This is a genomic window from Bradyrhizobium sp. LTSP857, from assembly GCF_000938285.1.
Taxonomy (GTDB): Bacteria; Pseudomonadota; Alphaproteobacteria; order Rhizobiales; family Xanthobacteraceae; genus Bradyrhizobium.
Genome location: NZ_JYMS01000049.1, coordinates 445,924 through 463,066, shown reverse-complemented (window position 1 = coordinate 463,066; position 17,143 = coordinate 445,924). Strand labels below are relative to the sequence as shown.

General features: G+C 64.1%; 18 protein-coding genes and 1 tRNA gene. 10 read left to right on the top strand and 9 right to left on the bottom strand.

Going from position 1 to position 17,143, the window contains the following annotated elements; all coding sequences use genetic code 11:
* Window positions 1-2: 2 nt before the first annotated feature.
* From hisI to UP06_RS35570, 3 genes are all read left to right on the top strand, one after another.
* Complete coding sequence (gene hisI / locus UP06_RS35580; protein ID WP_045008328.1) at window positions 3-425, top strand: phosphoribosyl-AMP cyclohydrolase; 423 nt, start codon at window positions 3-5, stop codon at window positions 423-425.
* A 139-nt stretch (window positions 426-564) separates the two neighbouring features.
* Window positions 565-1,599: a lytic transglycosylase domain-containing protein gene (locus tag UP06_RS35575; RefSeq protein WP_245305629.1), complete on the top strand. Its 1,035-nt coding sequence runs from the start codon at window positions 565-567 to the stop codon at window positions 1,597-1,599.
* A gap of 200 nt (window positions 1,600-1,799) precedes the next feature.
* Window positions 1,800-2,975 (top strand): DUF2336 domain-containing protein, encoded by a 1,176-nt coding sequence (locus UP06_RS35570; protein ID WP_045008326.1) that lies wholly within the window; start codon window positions 1,800-1,802, stop codon window positions 2,973-2,975.
* Window positions 2,976-3,094: 119 nt separating this feature from the next.
* Here UP06_RS35570 and UP06_RS35565 read toward each other — a convergent pair whose 3' ends face one another.
* From UP06_RS35565 to UP06_RS35555, 3 genes are all read right to left on the bottom strand, one after another.
* Window positions 3,095-3,673 (bottom strand): Hpt domain-containing protein, encoded by a 579-nt coding sequence (locus UP06_RS35565; RefSeq protein WP_045008325.1) that lies wholly within the window; start codon window positions 3,671-3,673, stop codon window positions 3,095-3,097.
* Between the two features lie 30 nt (window positions 3,674-3,703).
* Window positions 3,704-4,249, bottom strand: coding sequence for a response regulator (locus UP06_RS35560; RefSeq protein WP_045008324.1), 546 nt, complete (start codon window positions 4,247-4,249; stop codon window positions 3,704-3,706).
* A gap of 98 nt (window positions 4,250-4,347) precedes the next feature.
* Window positions 4,348-5,127, bottom strand: a complete 780-nt coding sequence (locus UP06_RS35555) for an NAD kinase (RefSeq protein WP_045008323.1) — start codon at window positions 5,125-5,127, stop codon at window positions 4,348-4,350.
* Between the two features lie 278 nt (window positions 5,128-5,405).
* Between UP06_RS35555 and UP06_RS35545 the strand changes: the two genes are divergently transcribed.
* Window positions 5,406-6,989 carry a S10 family peptidase gene (locus tag UP06_RS35545; protein ID WP_045008321.1) on the top strand — a complete coding sequence of 528 codons (1,584 nt, stop codon included), beginning with the start codon at window positions 5,406-5,408 and terminating at the stop codon, window positions 6,987-6,989.
* On the opposite strand, the gene UP06_RS35540 is transcribed toward UP06_RS35545, so the two are convergent.
* Window positions 6,976-8,364 (bottom strand): serine hydrolase domain-containing protein, encoded by a 1,389-nt coding sequence (locus UP06_RS35540; protein WP_045008320.1) that lies wholly within the window; start codon window positions 8,362-8,364, stop codon window positions 6,976-6,978. The genes UP06_RS35545 and UP06_RS35540 overlap by 14 nt on opposite strands.
* Window positions 8,365-8,467: 103 nt before the next feature.
* Entirely contained in the window at window positions 8,468-9,010 is a 543-nt protein-coding gene (locus UP06_RS35535) for a tetratricopeptide repeat protein (RefSeq protein WP_045008319.1), read from the bottom strand.
* 240 nt (window positions 9,011-9,250) lie between these two features.
* Between UP06_RS35535 and UP06_RS35530 the strand changes: the two genes are divergently transcribed.
* The 4 genes from UP06_RS35530 (at window position 9,251) to UP06_RS35515 (ending at window position 11,860) form a co-directional block, all read left to right on the top strand.
* On the top strand, window positions 9,251-9,610 hold the full coding sequence (locus tag UP06_RS35530; RefSeq protein ID WP_045008318.1) for a His-rich protein BRANT: 360 nt from the start codon (window positions 9,251-9,253) through the stop codon (window positions 9,608-9,610).
* Window positions 9,611-9,947: 337 nt separating this feature from the next.
* The gene (locus UP06_RS35525; protein ID WP_197087458.1) at window positions 9,948-10,370 is read left to right on the top strand and encodes a hypothetical protein; all 423 of its coding nucleotides are present in this window, start codon (window positions 9,948-9,950) and stop codon (window positions 10,368-10,370) included.
* A 286-nt stretch (window positions 10,371-10,656) separates the two neighbouring features.
* Complete coding sequence (locus UP06_RS35520) at window positions 10,657-11,364, top strand: outer membrane protein (protein WP_045008803.1); 708 nt, start codon at window positions 10,657-10,659, stop codon at window positions 11,362-11,364.
* A 253-nt stretch (window positions 11,365-11,617) separates the two neighbouring features.
* On the top strand, window positions 11,618-11,860 hold the full coding sequence (locus UP06_RS35515; RefSeq protein WP_045008317.1) for a DUF6719 family protein: 243 nt from the start codon (window positions 11,618-11,620) through the stop codon (window positions 11,858-11,860).
* Window positions 11,861-11,884: 24 nt separating this feature from the next.
* Here UP06_RS35515 and UP06_RS35510 read toward each other — a convergent pair whose 3' ends face one another.
* Both UP06_RS35510 and UP06_RS35505 read right to left on the bottom strand, forming a co-directional pair.
* Window positions 11,885-12,139, bottom strand: a complete 255-nt coding sequence (locus UP06_RS35510) for a hypothetical protein (RefSeq protein ID WP_045008316.1) — start codon at window positions 12,137-12,139, stop codon at window positions 11,885-11,887.
* A gap of 299 nt (window positions 12,140-12,438) precedes the next feature.
* Entirely contained in the window at window positions 12,439-12,810 is a 372-nt protein-coding gene (locus UP06_RS35505; protein WP_045008315.1) for a hypothetical protein, read from the bottom strand.
* 494 nt (window positions 12,811-13,304) lie between these two features.
* On the opposite strand from UP06_RS35505, the gene UP06_RS35500 reads away from it, so the two are divergent.
* The gene (locus tag UP06_RS35500) at window positions 13,305-15,002 is read left to right on the top strand and encodes a methyl-accepting chemotaxis protein (RefSeq protein ID WP_045008314.1); all 1,698 of its coding nucleotides are present in this window, start codon (window positions 13,305-13,307) and stop codon (window positions 15,000-15,002) included.
* 241 nt (window positions 15,003-15,243) lie between these two features.
* Here the strand turns inward: UP06_RS35500 and UP06_RS35495 are convergent, their stop codons facing one another.
* Window positions 15,244-16,005, bottom strand: coding sequence for a dienelactone hydrolase family protein (locus UP06_RS35495; RefSeq protein WP_045008313.1), 762 nt, complete (start codon window positions 16,003-16,005; stop codon window positions 15,244-15,246).
* 537 nt (window positions 16,006-16,542) lie between these two features.
* Between UP06_RS35495 and UP06_RS35490 the strand changes: the two genes are divergently transcribed.
* The gene (locus tag UP06_RS35490) at window positions 16,543-16,962 is read left to right on the top strand and encodes a GFA family protein (protein WP_045008312.1); all 420 of its coding nucleotides are present in this window, start codon (window positions 16,543-16,545) and stop codon (window positions 16,960-16,962) included.
* An 18-nt stretch (window positions 16,963-16,980) separates the two neighbouring features.
* On the opposite strand, the gene UP06_RS35485 is transcribed toward UP06_RS35490, so the two are convergent.
* Window positions 16,981-17,055, bottom strand: a tRNA-Thr gene (locus UP06_RS35485).
* Window positions 17,056-17,143 lie beyond the last annotated feature (88 nt).

Sequence of the window (17,143 nt, the reverse complement as noted above, 5' to 3'; positions counted from 1 at the left end):
TCGTGTCCGCTCACTCCCATGAGATCGAGGAAGGTCTTTCCTTCCAGCCGCGCTTCGACGCGAACGGCCTCGTGACCTGCGTGGCCACCGACGTCGCCACCGGTGACGTGCTCATGGTCGCACACATGAACGACGAAGCGCTCCGTAAGACCATTGCGACCGGCGAAGCCTGGTACTTCAGCCGTTCGCGCAATGCCTTGTGGCGAAAAGGTGAGACTTCGGGTCAGACCCAGCGCGTGGTCGAGATCCGCACCGATTGCGACCAGGACGCGGTCTGGCTCCGCGTCGAGCAGATCGGCGCGGCCTGCCATACCGGCCGCCGCTCCTGCTTCTATCGCAAGGTCGAGGCCGAGGACGGCGGCGCCAAGCTCGTCTTCATCGATGCCGAGCGGCTGTTCGATCCCGGCGACGTCTATAAGAAGTAGAGGAAGTAGTTTTCGCGCGCCCCGGAATGACCGGGACAGCCGAATTAACCCCGCATTAACCATGCCTGTCCCACGGTGGGACGACAGGGCGTCCGAATTGCCGGCGCCGTTTAACGCCGCGCGGGGCGGGCACTCCATTATGTCGGTCGACAATTCCAGTGCCCCGCAGACTGCCGCGACCGACGGCTCGCCGCGCGTCGCGGGCGCCATCAAGCAGGCCTCGAGCCGGACCGGCGTCAGCTTCGAATACATGCTGACCACCGCCAAGATGGAATCGGACTTTGATGCCACCGCCGGTGCCAGCACCTCGTCCGCCCACGGGCTCTACCAGTTCATCGACCAGACCTGGCTCGGCACGGTGAAGGAGGCGGGCACCCAGCTCGGCTATGGCAGCTATTCCGACGCCATCAGCAAGACGTCGTCCGGCACCTACACCGTCGATGATCCCATGATGAAGCGGTCGATCATGAAGCTGCGTGACGATCCGGAAGCCGCCTCGAGCATGGCGGCCGCGCTGACGCAGTCCAACAGCTTCAAGCTCACCGGTCTGCTCGGCCGCAGGCCGAGCGACAGCGAGCTCTACATGGCGCATTTCATGGGCGTCGGTGGTGCCGCGAAACTGATCGCCAATGCCGAGGACAATCCGCAAGCGGTCGGCGCGCGGCTGTTTCCGAATGCGGCGTCCGCGAACCGCTCGATCTTCTACGCCAAGGACGGCCGCGCGCGCAGCGTCTCCGAGGTCTATTCGGTGTTGAACGCACGCTACGCCAGCGCCTCGAACGCGAAATCGACGCGCAGCGCGATGGCGATGTACGGTGATACGCCCTCGACCACGCAGGTCGCGAGCGCAAACGGCGTGCAGCCCACCGCGCCCATGATCAATAGCGCCGCCTATCTCCAGACCTTCCCCGATACGCGCTCGGTGACGCCGGTCAGTGCGACATCGTCGACGACGGTAGCCGACAATGCACCGAGCACGCCGGTGTTTCGCTCGATCTATCAGCCCGCCGACGCCACGCAGCCGGTCTCGACGACGGTGCAGAAATTGTGGGGCAGCAACGCCTCGCTGACCTCGGTCGCGTCAGCGACCTCGGCCGCATCGACAACGCCCGATGTGCGGCCGCCGCAGCCGCTCGATCTCTTCAGCGATCGCAGCGGCACGTTCAGCAGCTAAATTTCGAACTCTCGTGTCCCGGACGCGCAGCGCTGCTGCGCTGCGTCCGGGCATGTGAGTCAGGCGGCTTTATTCCCTTAACAAAACGTCAATAAAACCAGCCAGTTATGGTGAACGCTTTGTTAAGCGTCGTGGTTTATTTTGTGTTGCAGGTGACAAGCCGTCACCGCTTCGTCTTCGTTGCGTAAGCCGGAAGCACCATGATTGTTCGGCAGTTCATCAATTGGATCAGGACAGCGTCCGCCGGTGAGCGGGCCGAGGCAACACGGGCATTGGCCCGGGCCTGGCTGATCTCAGACCTTTCCCATGACGACCGCGTCGCCGCCGAAGGCGCGCTGCTGATGCTGCTCGACGATCCGTCGCCTCTGGTGCGGCAGGCGATGGCAGAGGCTTTTGCACGCAGCACCGATGCGCCCGCGGCGATCGTGCGAGCGCTGTCGGCAGACCAGCCGTCCGTGGCTCTTTCCGTGCTCGAACATTCACCGCTCCTGATCGATGCGGACCTCGTCGATATCGTCGCGACCGGCAATGACGTGGTTCAGTGCGCCGTCGCCCGGCGCGTCGCGCTGCCGGTATCGGTCTGCGCCGCCATTGCCGAGGTCGGCTGCGCGGCGGCCGCGCTGGAGCTGATCGAAAATCCCCACGCCGAGCTCGCACCGTTTTCCTGGGACCGCATTGTCGAGCGTCACGGCCATCTCGCCGCGATCCGCGAGGCGATGCTGGTGCTGGAGGATCTGCCGGCCGCAACGCGCGCCGCGCTGGTGGCAAAGCTCTCCGAGACGTTGGCGCAGTTCGTCGTGGCGCGGAACTGGCTGAGCGCCGACCGCGCCGACCGCATGACGACCGAGGCGCGCGACCGCTCCACCATGAACATCGCGGCGCGCTCGCGCGGCGATGACATGCAGGGTCTGGTGCGGCATCTCCGTATCACGGGCCAGCTCACCGCGGGCCTGATCCTGCGCGCACTGCTGTCGAGCAATCTCGAACTGTTCGACGCCGCACTCGCCGAATTGGCCGATCTGCCGCTGGCGCGCGTCTCCGCGCTGCTGCACGACCGCGGCGGCAACAGCCTGCACGCGCTGCTGCGCCGCGCCGGGCTTCCCGAGGCAACGTTCGCAGCGTTCCAGGTCGCGCTCGATGCCTGCCACGAGCAAGGTTTTGTCGATACCGACGACAGTGCGGCCCGGCTGCGCCGGCGCATGGTCGAGCGCGTGCTCACCCATTGCGAGACCGATCGCGGCGCCACCGAGCCGCTGATGGTCCTGTTGCGCCGCTTTGCCACCGAGTCCGCGCGCGAAGAGGCGAGGCTGTTCTGCGACGAGCTGGTCGCAGACGAGGCGATCGCGCCGGTCTATGACGATCTGATCGCGGCGTAACGAAGGTACAGGGGTGGGCAAAGGCGCTCTTGCGCCGTGCCCACCATGCATCCGTACAATCAGAGTTGATTGGTGGGCACGCTTCGCTTTGCCCACCCGATTTCAGAAAATAGCTCGCGCTACTCCGCCGGCACGATGCTCGGCGCCAGGATCGCCTCGAGATGCTCGGGGCGGTCGCGGTTGACGTGGGCGAGATATTCGTCGGCAACCTTGCGCAGGCGACGGTTGAGCTCGGCGGAGACAGTGAGGCTGTCGAGCCGTGTGTTGTCATGCACGATAGCCAGGATGGCGTTGATGTGGTGCGTGAACAGCTCGGCCGGAACCCTCTCGAGATCGGGTGCGTGCTCGATGACACGGCACAGGCTCTCGGCGATTCCCGCGGCCGCCGGAAAGCCGAACGTTGCGGCGTCGCCCTTGATGTCGTGCGCGGCGAGGAACAGCTCGTCGCGCCTGTCCTTGGTGAAGCCCTCGTTGCGGATGGCAACGTAGGCGGCCGACAGCCGGTTGATCTCGGTCGTCATCCAGTCCTTGAACTCGCTGGACAAGCCTGCCAGCGCCTGCTCGGCGCGGCCGACCGGATCGTCCATGTCCTTTTCCTCGACCCGGCGCAGGACTTTCCGCAGCGGATTGGGCTGCGTGATCACTTGATGCGTGGCGAAGGCCTTGACCTCTATGTCTCTTGCGCTGTTCTTCGCCATGATGCCTGCCTCGTCGCTGAAGACGTTGCGCTAGATGGAGGACCGGGCCTTGTCGAGCAGCGAGGGCTGCTGGAGCACCTCGTGCTTTTCGCCGACACGGCGCTCGGGGCCCATATAGGCGGAATTGGTGTTGCGGCGACGGTCCGGGCCGAAATAGGCCTTGGTCTTGATGAAGGGCCGGGGACTGGCAACCACGTTGAGGATGCGCTGATAGAGCCCCTTGGCCGAGATCGGTTTGGCCAGGAATTCGGTGACACCGGCATCGCGCGCGACTGTGACGCGGCGCTTCTCGGAATGGCCGGTCAGCATGATGATCGGCGCGTAGGGGTTGCCCTTGGATTCCGGCTGCCGGATCATCTGCGCGAGCTCGAGCCCGTCGAAGATCGGCATCGCCCAGTCGGTGATGACAATGTCGGGCACGTAATGGCTGTACATTTCCAGCGCAGTGGCGCCGTCCTCGGCCTCATAGACTTCGCGCGCGCCGAACGAATGCAACAGCGTCCGCAGGATGCGGCGCATATGCGGATTGTCGTCGCAGATGAGGAAACGGAGTTTGTTGAAGTCGATGCGGAACATGACGCCCAGGCCAAAGGGTCAACTTTCATTAACCATATCGTGCCGAGGGTTAACGAAGCGTTGCGATCAGGCGTCCGCCAAGCTGCCGGGCAGGCGGCTCAGGAGCCGAACTGCTCGCGCAGGATGCGTTCTTCCAGGCTGTGGCCTGGATCGAACAGCATCCGCATCGAGATGGTTTTGTCGGTGAGCACCTCGACGCGGCGGACATCGCGCACCTCGTCGTGGTCGGCGACCGCCGCTACGGGGCGCTTGTCGCCTTCCAGCGCTTCGATCACGACGTAAGCCGTGTTGGGCAGCAGCGCGCCGCGCCAGCGGCGGGGGCGGAAGGCACTGATCGGTGTCAGTGCCAGCAATGCGGCGTTGATCGGCAGGATCGGCCCCTGGGCGGACAGATTGTAGGCGGTCGATCCGGCCGGCGTCGCCACCATGATGCCGTCGGCGATCAGCTCGGGCATGCGCTCGCGCTCGTCGATCAGGATCCGAAGTCGCGCCGCCTGGTAGGTCTGCCGGAACAGCGCGACCTCGTTGATGGCGTGGTGAAGATGGACGCGGTCGTTGACGTCGGTCGCGCGCATCAGCAGCGGGTTGATCTCGGATTCATGCGCAGCTTCCAGGCGGGCACGCAGATCGACCGTCGAGTACTCGTTCATCAGGAAGCCGACCGTGCCGCGATGCATGCCGTAGATCGGCTTTCCCGAGTGCATCTGCTGGTGCAGTGTCTGGAGCATGAGCCCGTCGCCGCCGAGTGCGACAACGATGTCGGCCTCGTTCGGGTCGCAATTGCCGTAGTCCCTGGTGAGCTGGCCGAAGGCGGCCTGCGCTTCGCTGCTCGAGCTGGCGACGAAGGCGATCCGGTCGTACCGCAATGGCTTGGTCATGGCTTCCAGGCAGGTGCTGCTGGCTCGAGAAAGGTCCGCCGAGGTCGTCTATACGACCTGGGCCTGCATTGTCGAGGATGACCGCTTCTTAAAGCAAATGGGCGCCCGGTCGGACGGTCGCCAGTCTCGGTTCAGGGCAAAAGCCGGGCCGATCGGGCCGGAAAGCCAGCCTCCGGCCTCCGATCCCCCAAACCGTCGCAATTGGAAGCTAGAATTTCGGTGATCGCTCGCCAGCGACCGGACGACGTGCGAGCGCGGCAGGGCAGGGAGATTGGGTCATGGACATGGGTTTGCCGATGCTGCGCCGCGCGGGGCTGGTGCTGGCGGTGTCTACATTCGCGCTCGCGGGTTTGGCGCGCGCGGATGATCCAGTGCCGCCGCGCAATGAGGCCGCGGCGCCTTCGGGACAGAAAGGCGTGCGCGGCGGCAACGCGCAGCAAAATGCAACCCAGACTTCACCGTTGGCCGCCGAGCAGCATCGTTTGCCTCCGGACTCAACCACGAAGCAGACGCTCGATCTGCCGGGCCGAACGCTCAACTTCGCCGCGACCGCCGGTTCGATCCGCGTGTTCGACGACAAGGGCGAACCGCTGGCCGATATAGCGACCACGTCCTATGAGCTCGACGGCGCCGACCGTGCCACGCGTCCGGTCACCTTCCTGTTCAATGGCGGACCCGGCGCATCCTCGGCGTGGCTCCAGTTCGGCAATGCCGGACCATGGCGGCTGCCGCTCGACGGCGAGGGGCTTTCGCCGTCGGCCTCGCCCGAGGTGAAGCCGAACGCCGAGACTTGGCTCGACTTCACCGATCTCGTCTTCATCGATCCCGTCGGCACCGGCTACAGCCGTTTCATCGCGAGTGGAGACGACGCGCGAAAGCGGTTCTATTCGGTCGAGGGCGACGTCAATTCGATTGCGCTCGTCATCCGTCGCTGGCTCGAGAAGCACAACCGGCTGGTCTCGCCGAAATACGTCGCGGGCGAGAGCTATGGCGGCATTCGCGGCCCGAAGGTGGTGCGCCAGTTGCAGCTCCAGCATGGCGTCGGTGTCAGGGGATTGATCCTGGTGTCGCCGCTGCTGGATTTCCGCGAGTTCACGGGCACGAGCCTCCTGCAATATGTCGCGACGCTACCAAGCTATGTGGCGGTGGCGCGCGAAGCCAAGGAATCGACCAAGGGGCCGGTCACGCGCGCCGCTCTCGCCGATGTGGAGGCTTACGCACGCGGAGAATTTTTGGCCGATCTCGTCAAGGGCGAGGCGGACAAGGAGGCCACCAATCGTCTTGCCGACAAGGTCGCGGAGCTGACCGGCCTCGATCAAGCGGTGAGCCGCAGGCTCGCCGGCCGGTTCGATGTCGGCGAATTCCGCCGTGAATTCGATCGCAAGAACGGCATGGTGACGGGACGCTACGACGCCTCCGTGCGCGGCTTCGATCCCTATCCGGATTCGAGCAGCTCACGGTTCGGCGATCCCTCAGGCGACGCGCTTCAGGCGCCGCTGACGAGTGCCGCGGTCGATGTTCTCACACACAAGCTCAACTGGCGGCCGGACGGCTCCTACGAGGTTTTGAACGGCGCCGTCGAGCGCAATTGGGATTTCGGAGGCGGCATCAACCCGCCGCAATCGGTGTCGGAGTTGCGCCAGATCCTCGCAACCGATGCGAAGCTGAACGTGCTGGTCGCGCACGGCCTGTTCGATCTCGCCACGCCCTATTTCGGATCGAAGCGGGCGCTCGACCAATTGCCGGCCTTCGCGACGCAGCGGATCAAATTCGTCGTCTATCCCGGCGGCCACATGTTCTATTCCCGCGACGGCTCGCGACAGGCGTTGCGCGGCGAAGTCGAGGCGCTCATTCGGGAGTAGGCCGCCGTTTCCGCGGCTTGTATCTGCGCGCAATCTCGCGCGCGACGACGCTCGCAGGCTTGACGTTGGCGCCGGCGATCCAGATGTCGCTGACCTTGCCGCGCTTGTCGCGGACGCGGCGCACCGGCTCGCCATGGCTGGAGTAGCCGGCGGCCCATGCGAGATTGCCGGTGTCGCGGCCGGTCACCTCGATCTCGGCGGCATCCATAAAGGGATTGTTGAACTGCGGATTGGCGATCAGCACGCGATTGCCCACCGGCACGAAGTCTGTCGCGCCCCAGATCGTCCACCAGCGGCCGGTCCAGTCGCGGACGCGCCTGTCTGGGGCGCCGCGCGTCTGGAAAACACGCAGAATCTGCATCGCGCCGTCCATCCAGAATGGCGCCGCGCCATCGATGGAATTGCTGAGGATGCTGATCGCGAGCTCGCAGCCCGGGATGGAGCAGGTCCGGGAGATGTAGCCCTGGAAGCCGCCGCCATGGCCGAACCAATCCCAGCCGTCGGTCTTGCCGGCGTTGACGCCGAGGCCGTAATAGGCCTCGAAACTTTGCGGGACGCGCCAATGATGCCGCGTCATCTCGCGGCGGCTTGCGACGGACAGCACGCTCTTCCTGGCGTTGGGTGCGAGCTGCGCGAAGAAGCGGGCCGTGTCGGCCGCCGTGGCGACGAAGCCCGCGGCGGATGCCATCGCGTGGGCGGGATTGTCGCCGGGGATCACGCATCGCTCGCCCAGCGGCAGCTTTCGGGTATGACCGCGTGCAAACGGTGTTCCCTTGGCGATCGGGGCGTTCGGCTCGGTCTCACGCAAGCCCGCTGGTTCGATGATCTCGCGCTTGATCCAGACAGGGTAGGGCTCCTTCGTCACCGCCTCGATGACGAGGCCGATCAGGCCAAAACCGTGATTGGAATATTTGAAGCGTGTACCGGGCTCGATTGCGGTGGGTAGCTTCAACTCCGCGCGCAGCTCCTTCTCGTCAAGATAGGGACGGCTGTCGATGAACTGGCCGGAATCGGCGCCGTCGCGCGTCAGGCCAGCGCTGTGGGAGAGCACCTGCGCAATCGTCGTCTCGGCAACGTGCGGATGCAGGCCACTGACATATTGGCCGATCGTGTCGTCGAGCCGGATCTTGCGCTGCTCGCGCAGCTTCATGATGCCGGCGGAGGTAAAGCTCTTCGAATGCGAGGCGATGCGGAAGCGATGGCGCGGGGTGAGCTTCTCGCCGGTGTCGAGATTGGCGAGGCCGAACGCATGTTCGGCGACGACTTCGCCGCGATGGACGAACGCGACGAGGACGCCCGGCTGTTGGAATGTCGTCTGTTGGAATTCGATCCAGGAGCCGATGTAGTCGATCGCGGATCGCAGCCAATTGTCCATTGCGCACCAATTGCGGGGAGAGAGGTGCAAGAGGCTAGCCGAGAAAGCGGAACGGGCACAACCCCGAGGGTGTGCCCGTTCGCTCGGTTCAAATAGGCGGGTCTCAGTAGACGAGCGTCGCGCCGGTCGGCTTGTCGAGCGCTGCGGCGAGCGAGCGATATTCGGAGCTGTCGGTGCCGGCGAGCGAGGCGATCTTGTTCAGATGATACTGCGCCTGTTCGCGGTTGCCCTGCTCGAGCTGCCAGAGGCCGTAATACTGCCAGGTGCGGACGTGGTTCGGATCGTCCTTCAGCGCCAGCTCGTAATAGACCTTCGACGACTGGTAGTCGCCGATCTTGCGATAGGAGTAGCCGATCAAATTGGCGACGTCGGCGACGTCGTCACGCTTGAGCGACTTCAACTGGCCGATCGCGCTCGTATAGTCGTGGCTGTCGTAGATCGTGGTGTAGGCGGTGCGATAGGCCGCGAGGAATTTGGGATCGCTGATGGAAGAGCTCTTCTTCTTCTTCTCTTTCTTGGTCGAGGTATCCGACTTCGGCGGCGACGGATCATCGCTACCGGCGGCATAGGCGCTCGTCAGCACCGGTCCGGCCGCCAGCGCCATCGAGACAAGTCCCGGTACCAGAAGCATGGAAAGTTTGCGCATCTCAAGTTCTCCCGAATGGAACGTGGCGATCCTACACGATTGCCTGAAGACCGGAACACCCCGCATGCAAAAACATTCCCGGCCGCCGTCCGCCTGCGAGATGACAAACTTGTCATCCAGATGAACGGAAGCCTGCAATCGGCTTCAGACTGGGTTCAGCGCGCTCCCCCTAGGCTCCACCTACGATCGAAGGGTTGGCGAGTGGGCGCCGCCTCAAGATCCTTCAAAGAGGAGACAACCATGTTGAAGACCATTTCCGCAGCCTTGCTCGCAGCTTCCGTGATCGCAGCCCCGGCCTTCGCAGCCGAGGCCGGCAAGACCACCACGACGACCGCGCCGGTGATCAAGGCGGACCAGACCCAGACCAAGGCGTCGAACACCGCGGCGAAACCCGATGCTACCGTCAAGGCCGACGCGAAGACCGCCGGCGTCAAGGCGGATGCCAAGGCAAAGGCCATGAACGCCAATGCCGCGATCACGCCCGACGAGCACAAGACCGTGCGGACGCATCGCCACCACCACAAGCATCTGTCGGCCAGGAAGTCGCTCAAGGCGCAGCCCGACGTCACCAAGCCGGTGACGACCGAGAAGCGCAGCTAACGACTGATCCCGTGAGGCGGCATCCATAGCATTGCCCCGCCGCCTCGCGCGGAGTTCAGGTCCGGCTCGTTCGTCATGCCTTGTGCGAAAGCTCGAGGTGCTGGCGGCGGGCCGGTGCCTGCAGGCGAATTCCCTTCGATACACGACCACAAGCAAGAATCTTGAAAACAACCCCATGCACAGTAGCCGGTGATAGATATATCAATGGTTTGACGATCGGTTGCTCTACGGATTTTACGAATCTGTTTGACTCGTCGGGCAAAACACCTCTAGAGATGCATCATCGCAACCTTGGGGCTAAACGTCTCCGGGTCTGATTGAGCGGCGAGCGTGACCCTTGGGGCGATTGGCGAAACGTGCGGCGATCCTTGTACTGCCGCTGTTGCTTGCGGGATGTTTCGGCAGCGATGGCGACCGTCCATCCCTGATGGAGGGGACCCAGGCCGGAGGCCCGCAGCCGTTCCCCGACAATTTCCGCAGCGACACGCTGGCCTTGATGCGCGCCTATCTGAACAATCCGGTCGGCGTGCGCGATGCCAGCATCGCCGAGCCGGTGCTGCGCGAGATCGGCGGCCGGCAATTCTATGTCAGCTGCCTGCACTTCACGCCCCGCGAGCCTGACGGCAGCTACAAGACCATGCGCGAGCGGGCCGCGGTCTTCGTCAACGGGCGGGGCGACCGTGTCACTGAGCGCACCAACGAGTTCTGCGCCGGCGCGGTTTACACACCCTTTCCGGAACTGGAAAAGATGACGCGATAGCGCAAAGCCCACCTTCATCGGGCGGTGCTAGGACAAGAGCCGCCGGAGCCGCTGGATCACATTTTGGCGAGCTTTGAACGGGGTGGTTTTACCTTGCGACAAATCGTTACGGCTGGCCTTGCGCGGACGACAAAATCGGTCGTGCAAGCGCACGTGACGGAACAAAATGCCGTTGTTGCCACCCCGTCACAGTTACGAACGATCAACGTTCCGGCATCGCCGCGAAGCAACCTAATTCACGCCACGTTGTTTCCAGAGTGTCGAATTTGAAAGAACGGGGATGATCATGAAGACGATTTTGCTGGGCGCAACCGCTCTGCTTGCGCTGGCCGCACCGGCGGCAGCAGCCGACATGCAGCCGCGCACCTACACCAAGGCTCCGGCCTATACGCCACCGCAGCTGATCTACAACTGGACCGGTTTCTACATCGGCGGCCATGTCGGTGGCGCCTTCGCTGGCGACAGCAGCTTCCAGTCGAGCGACGCCCGCTTCCTGGGTGGTGTGCAGGGCGGCTTCGACTACCAGTTCGCGCCCAATTGGGTGGTGGGTGTCGAGGCCCAGTATTCCTGGCTGCCGACCAACAATAACGGTGCCACGTTCCCGCTGGGGACGCAGGTGACGTCGAATACCGACCAGCTCGGGTCGGTGACCGGCCGCATCGGCTACACTTGGGGCCCGGCGCTGGTCTACGCCAAGGGTGGTTACGCCTGGCGGAACGGCGGCCTCGGCGTCAACATCGCCGGCGTGCCGCAAGCCTTCACCACGACCGGCAACAGCAAGGACGGCTACACCGTCGGTGCCGGTCTCGAATACATGTTCGCGCCGAACTGGTCGGCCAAGGCCGAATACCAGTATTACAATTTCGGCAGCACGACGATCACCTCCGGTCCGGCCGACGTTGTCGGCGTCCGTGGCCGGGAGGATGAGCATACCGTCAAGGTCGGTGTGAACTACCGCTTCGGCTGGGGCGGTCCGGCAGCCTCGCGCTACTGACCGCGGGCAGCGACCAAGATCTGACAAAGGCCGGCTTCCCGCCGGCCTTTCGTTTGCCAGCCCCTTGTTGGCCCAGCCCCTTGTTGGCATTGCGTGAACCATCTGGCGCGTCATTTGCAAGCAAACGTTCGGGCGCGCGCCTTCTCACGCGTGTCACGGGGCTCGGGTAAAGCAAAAATAATTTTTGCGACTTACGGAACTCGTGCTCCGGAACGCGTTATTATCGAATTGCCGGGCTGGTGGGACAACGAACATGCGTATCTTGGCGTCGGTGGTGGTGTTCTCGTGCTTCGTCGCCCTGCCGTGCTCTGCCCAAACAATCCTCAAATCCGAGCCTCTGATGCTGGCACCTTATGAGGTGGCTTTCGTCAAGGACGCGTCTTGTCCGTCCGGCAAGGTCCTGAAGGTGACCGGTGCGATCCGCGGGCTGCACCGCCGGAAGGCCTGTGTGGCCCTTGCCGGTGAGCAGGCCTCGTTGGCGACCGCGACGCCCTAAGGCAATGCTGCCTGCGGTCGGGCCTCACGAACTCAATTGAAGCTCCATCCGGGACTCCCGCTCGGCATCCGCCTTGTTCTTGGCGGGGTCCTCGCCTTGGGCTGCCCGGCAGGACTTGATCTCATAGTCGTTGTCGAGCACCCGGCGCGGCCCCGGCCGCTCTTCGTTGGTGCCGACGTCCACGACCAGGCCGCTCCGTTGCGCGAGCTTCCAGACGTCGGCCTCGCTCGGATAGGCCTTGCTGATCTGGGCGTCGTTGCAGAACAGGGCGTAGGGCATGCTTCCCGCTCCCGGAAACCGCATTAACGACCTGCCGCGGGGAGGGGTTCCGACACGGGGATTAGATCACGGAGCCGTGATCGAGGTGGCGGGCCCTGAGTCGTAAACGAGTCCTGAATCCCCAAAAAAAGAATCCTTGGGACTCCCCAGCCGGAATCAGCGGATGTTTCTGGCCATGACGACCGACCTGAAAACCTCCTGCGGGCACATGCTGCTGCCCCTGACGCTGGCACTGGTGGGTGCCTGTGCGGCCAATCTCTGGCTGGTGTGGTCCTGGCTGTGAGAGGCTAAGTCTGCCCTCACTTGTCCGCCGGCGGGCGGGTGGAAGGATCGCGGATGGCGGCGCGAAGCCTGGTCAGCGTCGCCGCACAATATTCCTCCCGCTCGCGCTCGAAGCGCTCCTGATGCTTCTTGAAGCTCGCGATGCGGGCCTGCATCTCGCTGCGAAAATCGCCCGTCGACAGCGGCGGGGGGACAGGGGCGGGCGGTGGGCGAGCCGGTGGCGGCTCGGCTTCGACCGCGAGGGCCCGCACGGTGACGATCTCCGTGGTCACTGCGAACGCAGCCGCGGGGGGCGCCGGCGGATGGAGGTCATCCGTCTTGCCGGTTACCGATTGGACGAAGGCCAGTGTCTGCGCAATCAGCGCGTCGCGTTCCCTGATCCACTTCATGGTCCACCTTTGTTAGAGCTATTCCACCAAAGTGGGAGCGCCGAATCAAGCAGGCGACCTGCAAGGGATTGCATATTTTTCCCGAGCGCCCGACACTGGCCGGATGGAATCCAGGGACGACCCGTCGGACGAAGCGCAGGGCTTGCGGCTCGTACGCGCCTTTCTGTCACTGCCGCCCGACAGACGGGCGGAGGTGTTGGCGTTCGTCGAGGATCTCGTGCGCGTCCATGCCCGGCCCGAGGAGGGCCAGGAGATTTCCCCCATTTGAGCAGGTTTCCCCGGACGTGACGAATGGTTCCGGGCCGGCCGGGCGGCACCAGATACCCCTTAAGACGGACCCCAAGCTTACGCGAAGCTTACGGACGAGCACCGGAAAGTTATTTTTTAGTAAGTTTACCCCTGTCATTTAGTATTAAATTTTAACGTCCGCCGGTTCCAATGGCGCGGCTGGGGCCGCTTCGGTCGCGTAGGCCGAAAATCATTGGAAGGCAGGGATGAGCTTTTTGAACAATTTGAAGATCGTGTTGAAGGTTGCGCTGATTGTAGCCGTGATGGGATGCGCGATGGTCGCCGTCGCCGCCTTCGGCACGCGTGAACTCTCCGCGACCGTCGACGGGTTTGGCGAACTCGCCGCCGCGCAATCGGCATTGCTCAACCTGACGCGTGCCCAGCGTCGCGCCGAGACCTATCACGCGGCGCTCTATGCGGTGTTCACCGAGACGACCGAAGCGGGCAACGCCAATCGTCTGAAGATCGCGAACCAGAACCGCAATGAAATTAGCCAGTATCTTGATGCGGCCGTGCAGGACGACCCGTCGCGTGCAAGTGAGCTCAAGAGCATCGGTGACCAGTTGAAGGCCGTGTTTAATGGCTGCGAACCGGTGCTCCAGGCTGGAGCTGCCGCAAACAGCACGGAAGAGAACGCCAAGGCCGCAGATCGTGCGCACAAGGAGTGCGATCCGCTGATCGACGCGGCGCTGGAGCGCATCGCCAAGTTCACGACCGAGACGGCGCAGGTGGTTGCCAAGCGCAAGGAGGCCATCAATAGCGACGCCAAATCCGCGACCTGGACCGTGATGAGCGTCAGCGCCGGTGGCCTCGTGCTCGGCATCGCGATCGCGCTGTTCATCGGCCTGAAGGCGATGTCGCAGCCGATCGCCCGGCTCAAGCTCGCGATGGAAGGCCTCGCCCGCAATGATCTCAAGACCGAGGTGCCCGAAAAGGACCGCCGCGACGAGATCGGCGACATGGCCAAGACGGTCGAAGTCTTCAAGACCAACGCGCTCGAGGTCGAGCGGCTCAAGGCGGCGCAGGCCGACATCGAGCGGCAGGCCGCCGAGCAGCGGCGCCGCGACATGGTCAACCTGGCCGACGGCTTTGAGCGGGCGGTGGGCGAGATCATCGAAACGGTCGGATCCGCATCCACCGAGCTCGAGGCATCGTCCTCGACACTGGCGACCACCGCGCAGCGCGCGCAGGAGCTGACCTCGGTCGTCGTCACCGCTTCGGGCGAGGCCACCGGCAATGTCCAGTCGGTCGCCACGGCCACGGAGGAGCTGTCTTCCTCGGTCAACGAGATCAGCCGACAGGTGCAGGAATCCGCGCGTATGGCGAGCGAAGCCGTCAACCAGGCCCGCACCACCACCGAACGGGTCAGCGAGCTCTCGGTCGCGGCGACGCGGATCGGCGACGTCGTCGAGCTGATCAACACCATTGCAGGCCAGACCAATCTTTTGGCGCTGAACGCGACCATTGAGGCTGCGCGGGCAGGCGAAGCCGGCCGCGGCTTCGCGGTCGTCGCTTCTGAAGTGAAGACGCTGGCCGAGCAGACCGCGAAAGCGACCGGCGAGATCAGCCAGCAGATTTCCGGCATCCAGACCGCGACGCAGGAATCCGTCAACGCGATCCGCGACATCTCGGCGACCATCGAGCGGTTGTCCGAGGTATCCTCGACCATCGCAGCCGCCGTCGAGGAGCAGGGTGCTGCGACCCAGGAGATCGCCCGCAACGTGCAGCAGGCGGCCCATGGCACCCAGCAGGTCTCCACCAACATCACCGACGTGCAGCGTGGCGCAGCCGAGACCGGCTCGGCGTCCTCGCAGGTGCTCTCGACCGCAAAGATGCTGGCGACCGACAGCAACCGGCTCAAAGACGAAGTCGGAAAATTCCTCCGGACGGTGCGCGCGGCCTGAGCCGGGCGACGCACAAGCTCCGGCGGCCTTGCGCCGCCGGGGAGCCGCAGATCCTATTGCGGCAGCAAGAGAGCCATCGCGACCGCGAAAAGGAAGACCGTCGCGACAACGGCTGCGACGGTACCGGCGATGATCTTCGCGCTCTCGCGGCTGGTATGGGGCTCCATGCGAGGTACACTCTACCTCATGTTGGACTCCGATCCAATCTGTGGTCAGTCCCCGTCCCCATGAGCTGGCGCGGTCAGGTGGCGAGCTTCGCCTGGAAGAATTTCGTGACGCGATCGATCGCATCTGATGTCGTCGGGCGGGTGTCGGAGAAATCAAAGCCGTGGGCTTTGCCCGGATAGGGTACGAATTCGGTCTCGGCGCCGACCGACTTGCCGAGCTTCACCAGTTGGCGGCCTTCTGCGATCGGCACGTTCCTGTCGGCCTCGCCATGCAACGCGATCAGCGGGGGCAGGTGCTTCACCTTGGCAGCCATGGCTTCCGGCATGCCACCATAGAGCACCGCGAGCGCTGCGATACGCGTGTCGCGCGCGGCGGCGTCGGCAGCGATGTAACCGCCCAGCGAGAAGCCGAGCAGGCCGACGCGCCCCGAACTGTCGGACCGGTCGAGGAGAGCCGTCACGGTAGCGGAGACTGTATCGGCCCAACCGTCGTACCGCGTCGTCTCGTAGGCTTCGCGGCTCTCGCGCGTGCTGGACTTCGCCGCCAGCGTCGCCGTATCGACCGGCGTCATGTAGCGGAGAAAATAGGCGTCGATGCCCCTCGTGGACAGCGCATCGGCATATCGCTCATAGGCTCGGGCCCTGAGCTCGATACCGCGGGAGCCGTGCAGCACGATCACGGCAGGGCGCTTTCCGGGCGCAGCCGCCGCATAACGCGACACAGGCAGGCTGTCATGGCCGGAGGCGACGTTGAACTGCTCGCCTGGTGCGCTGCGTGCGATGACGGGTGACAGCAGCGCGGCGAGGCCGGTCAACGCCGTTCGTCGGGTGATCATCGGCAAACTCGCTGGAGAGAGATTTCGGACGCAATGCCTTGCCTGTATAGCGCGCTTGCGACGGAATCTTGACGCGAGTCCAATGGGGGACATTTGCGCGAAACTGCTCAGTGCCGTCATTGCGAGCGCAGCGAAGCAATCCAGAATCTTTCCGCGGCGACAGTCTGGATTGCTTCGCTGCGCTCGCAATGACGACAACGCTAGCCCCGTCATCTTGAGGTGAGAGCGGCGCAGTGCGTAAGCACCGCGCTGCGAGCCTCGAAGGATGCACGGCCCCGATGCAGCCGGGCCGTCGCCCTTCGAGGCTTGCTCTGCGGCGTTGTCGCGCCGCGGAGCGCGCACCTCAGGGTGACGGGAATGGATTAGGATTCTGGGCATCAGCTATGATGCGCAATTGCGCATCATAGCTCGCGCTTCGCGCGCCCCTGAATGACGAGTTGAGTATGATGCGAGGTAGGGAATGCTTTTGCGTTTGCGTGTTTCTACTTTTGCCGCGGTAGCGGCACCACGCTTGAGAGATACGGGTGGGAGACGCCAATGATATCTGCCAGATGCAACTGCGGCGCCATTGCGCTTTCGCTTCCGGGGCCAACCAACCGGGTTGCGGCCTGTCACTGCATCGCGTGCCAGCGCCGGACCGGCGCGCCGTTCGGCGTCGGTGCCTTCTACCCGGCTGATGTCGTCTCGATCTTAGGGACGCCGAAGGAATACGTTCGTGCCGCCGAGAGCGGCGGCAAGGTCCGCTTTTATTTTTGTCCCGACTGTGGCTCGACAGTCTATTGGAAGGCGGACAATCTGCCCGCGATGATCGGCGTTGCCGTCGGCGCTATCGCGGACCCGGATTTCCCGGCTCCGATCAAGTCGGTTTTCGAACAGTCGAAACATGCCTGGGTCGAGGTCAGCGGCGCTGGCGTCGAGCATCTTCAACACGGCAGCGCGCGCAAGACTTCAGATTGAGCGCGGCGCGTCGAGCGCTGGTGCCGGCTGAGGGGATTGAACCCCCGACCTTCGGTTTACAAAACCGCTGCTCTACCGCTGAGCTAAGCCGGCGACGCTGGAAAGGGGCAGGGCCGGCCGTGCGCCGGAGCTGTCTGCGCCCGCGCGTCGCAATACCAGACTTGTTTAGAAAGTGCCAGAA

Coding starts and splice junctions, on each gene's coding strand:
- UP06_RS35560 (WP_045008324.1), bottom strand. CDS start 4,249: ATGTTCCGCATCGACTTCAACAAACTCCGTTTCCTCATCTGCGACGAC.
- UP06_RS35500 (WP_045008314.1), top strand. CDS start 13,305: ATGAGCTTTTTGAACAATTTGAAGATCGTGTTGAAGGTTGCGCTGATT.
- UP06_RS35520 (WP_045008803.1), top strand. CDS start 10,657: ATGAAGACGATTTTGCTGGGCGCAACCGCTCTGCTTGCGCTGGCCGCA.
- UP06_RS35530 (WP_045008318.1), top strand. CDS start 9,251: ATGTTGAAGACCATTTCCGCAGCCTTGCTCGCAGCTTCCGTGATCGCA.
- UP06_RS35565 (WP_045008325.1), bottom strand. CDS start 3,673: ATGGCGAAGAACAGCGCAAGAGACATAGAGGTCAAGGCCTTCGCCACG.
- UP06_RS35515 (WP_045008317.1), top strand. CDS start 11,618: ATGCGTATCTTGGCGTCGGTGGTGGTGTTCTCGTGCTTCGTCGCCCTG.
- UP06_RS35570 (WP_045008326.1), top strand. CDS start 1,800: ATGATTGTTCGGCAGTTCATCAATTGGATCAGGACAGCGTCCGCCGGT.
- UP06_RS35495 (WP_045008313.1), bottom strand. CDS start 16,005: ATGATCACCCGACGAACGGCGTTGACCGGCCTCGCCGCGCTGCTGTCA.
- UP06_RS35555 (WP_045008323.1), bottom strand. CDS start 5,127: ATGACCAAGCCATTGCGGTACGACCGGATCGCCTTCGTCGCCAGCTCG.
- UP06_RS35575 (WP_245305629.1), top strand. CDS start 565: ATGTCGGTCGACAATTCCAGTGCCCCGCAGACTGCCGCGACCGACGGC.
- UP06_RS35505 (WP_045008315.1), bottom strand. CDS start 12,810: ATGAAGTGGATCAGGGAACGCGACGCGCTGATTGCGCAGACACTGGCC.
- UP06_RS35490 (WP_045008312.1), top strand. CDS start 16,543: ATGATATCTGCCAGATGCAACTGCGGCGCCATTGCGCTTTCGCTTCCG.
- UP06_RS35540 (WP_045008320.1), bottom strand. CDS start 8,364: ATGGACAATTGGCTGCGATCCGCGATCGACTACATCGGCTCCTGGATC.
- UP06_RS35545 (WP_045008321.1), top strand. CDS start 5,406: ATGGACATGGGTTTGCCGATGCTGCGCCGCGCGGGGCTGGTGCTGGCG.
- UP06_RS35510 (WP_045008316.1), bottom strand. CDS start 12,139: ATGCCCTACGCCCTGTTCTGCAACGACGCCCAGATCAGCAAGGCCTAT.
- UP06_RS35535 (WP_045008319.1), bottom strand. CDS start 9,010: ATGCGCAAACTTTCCATGCTTCTGGTACCGGGACTTGTCTCGATGGCG.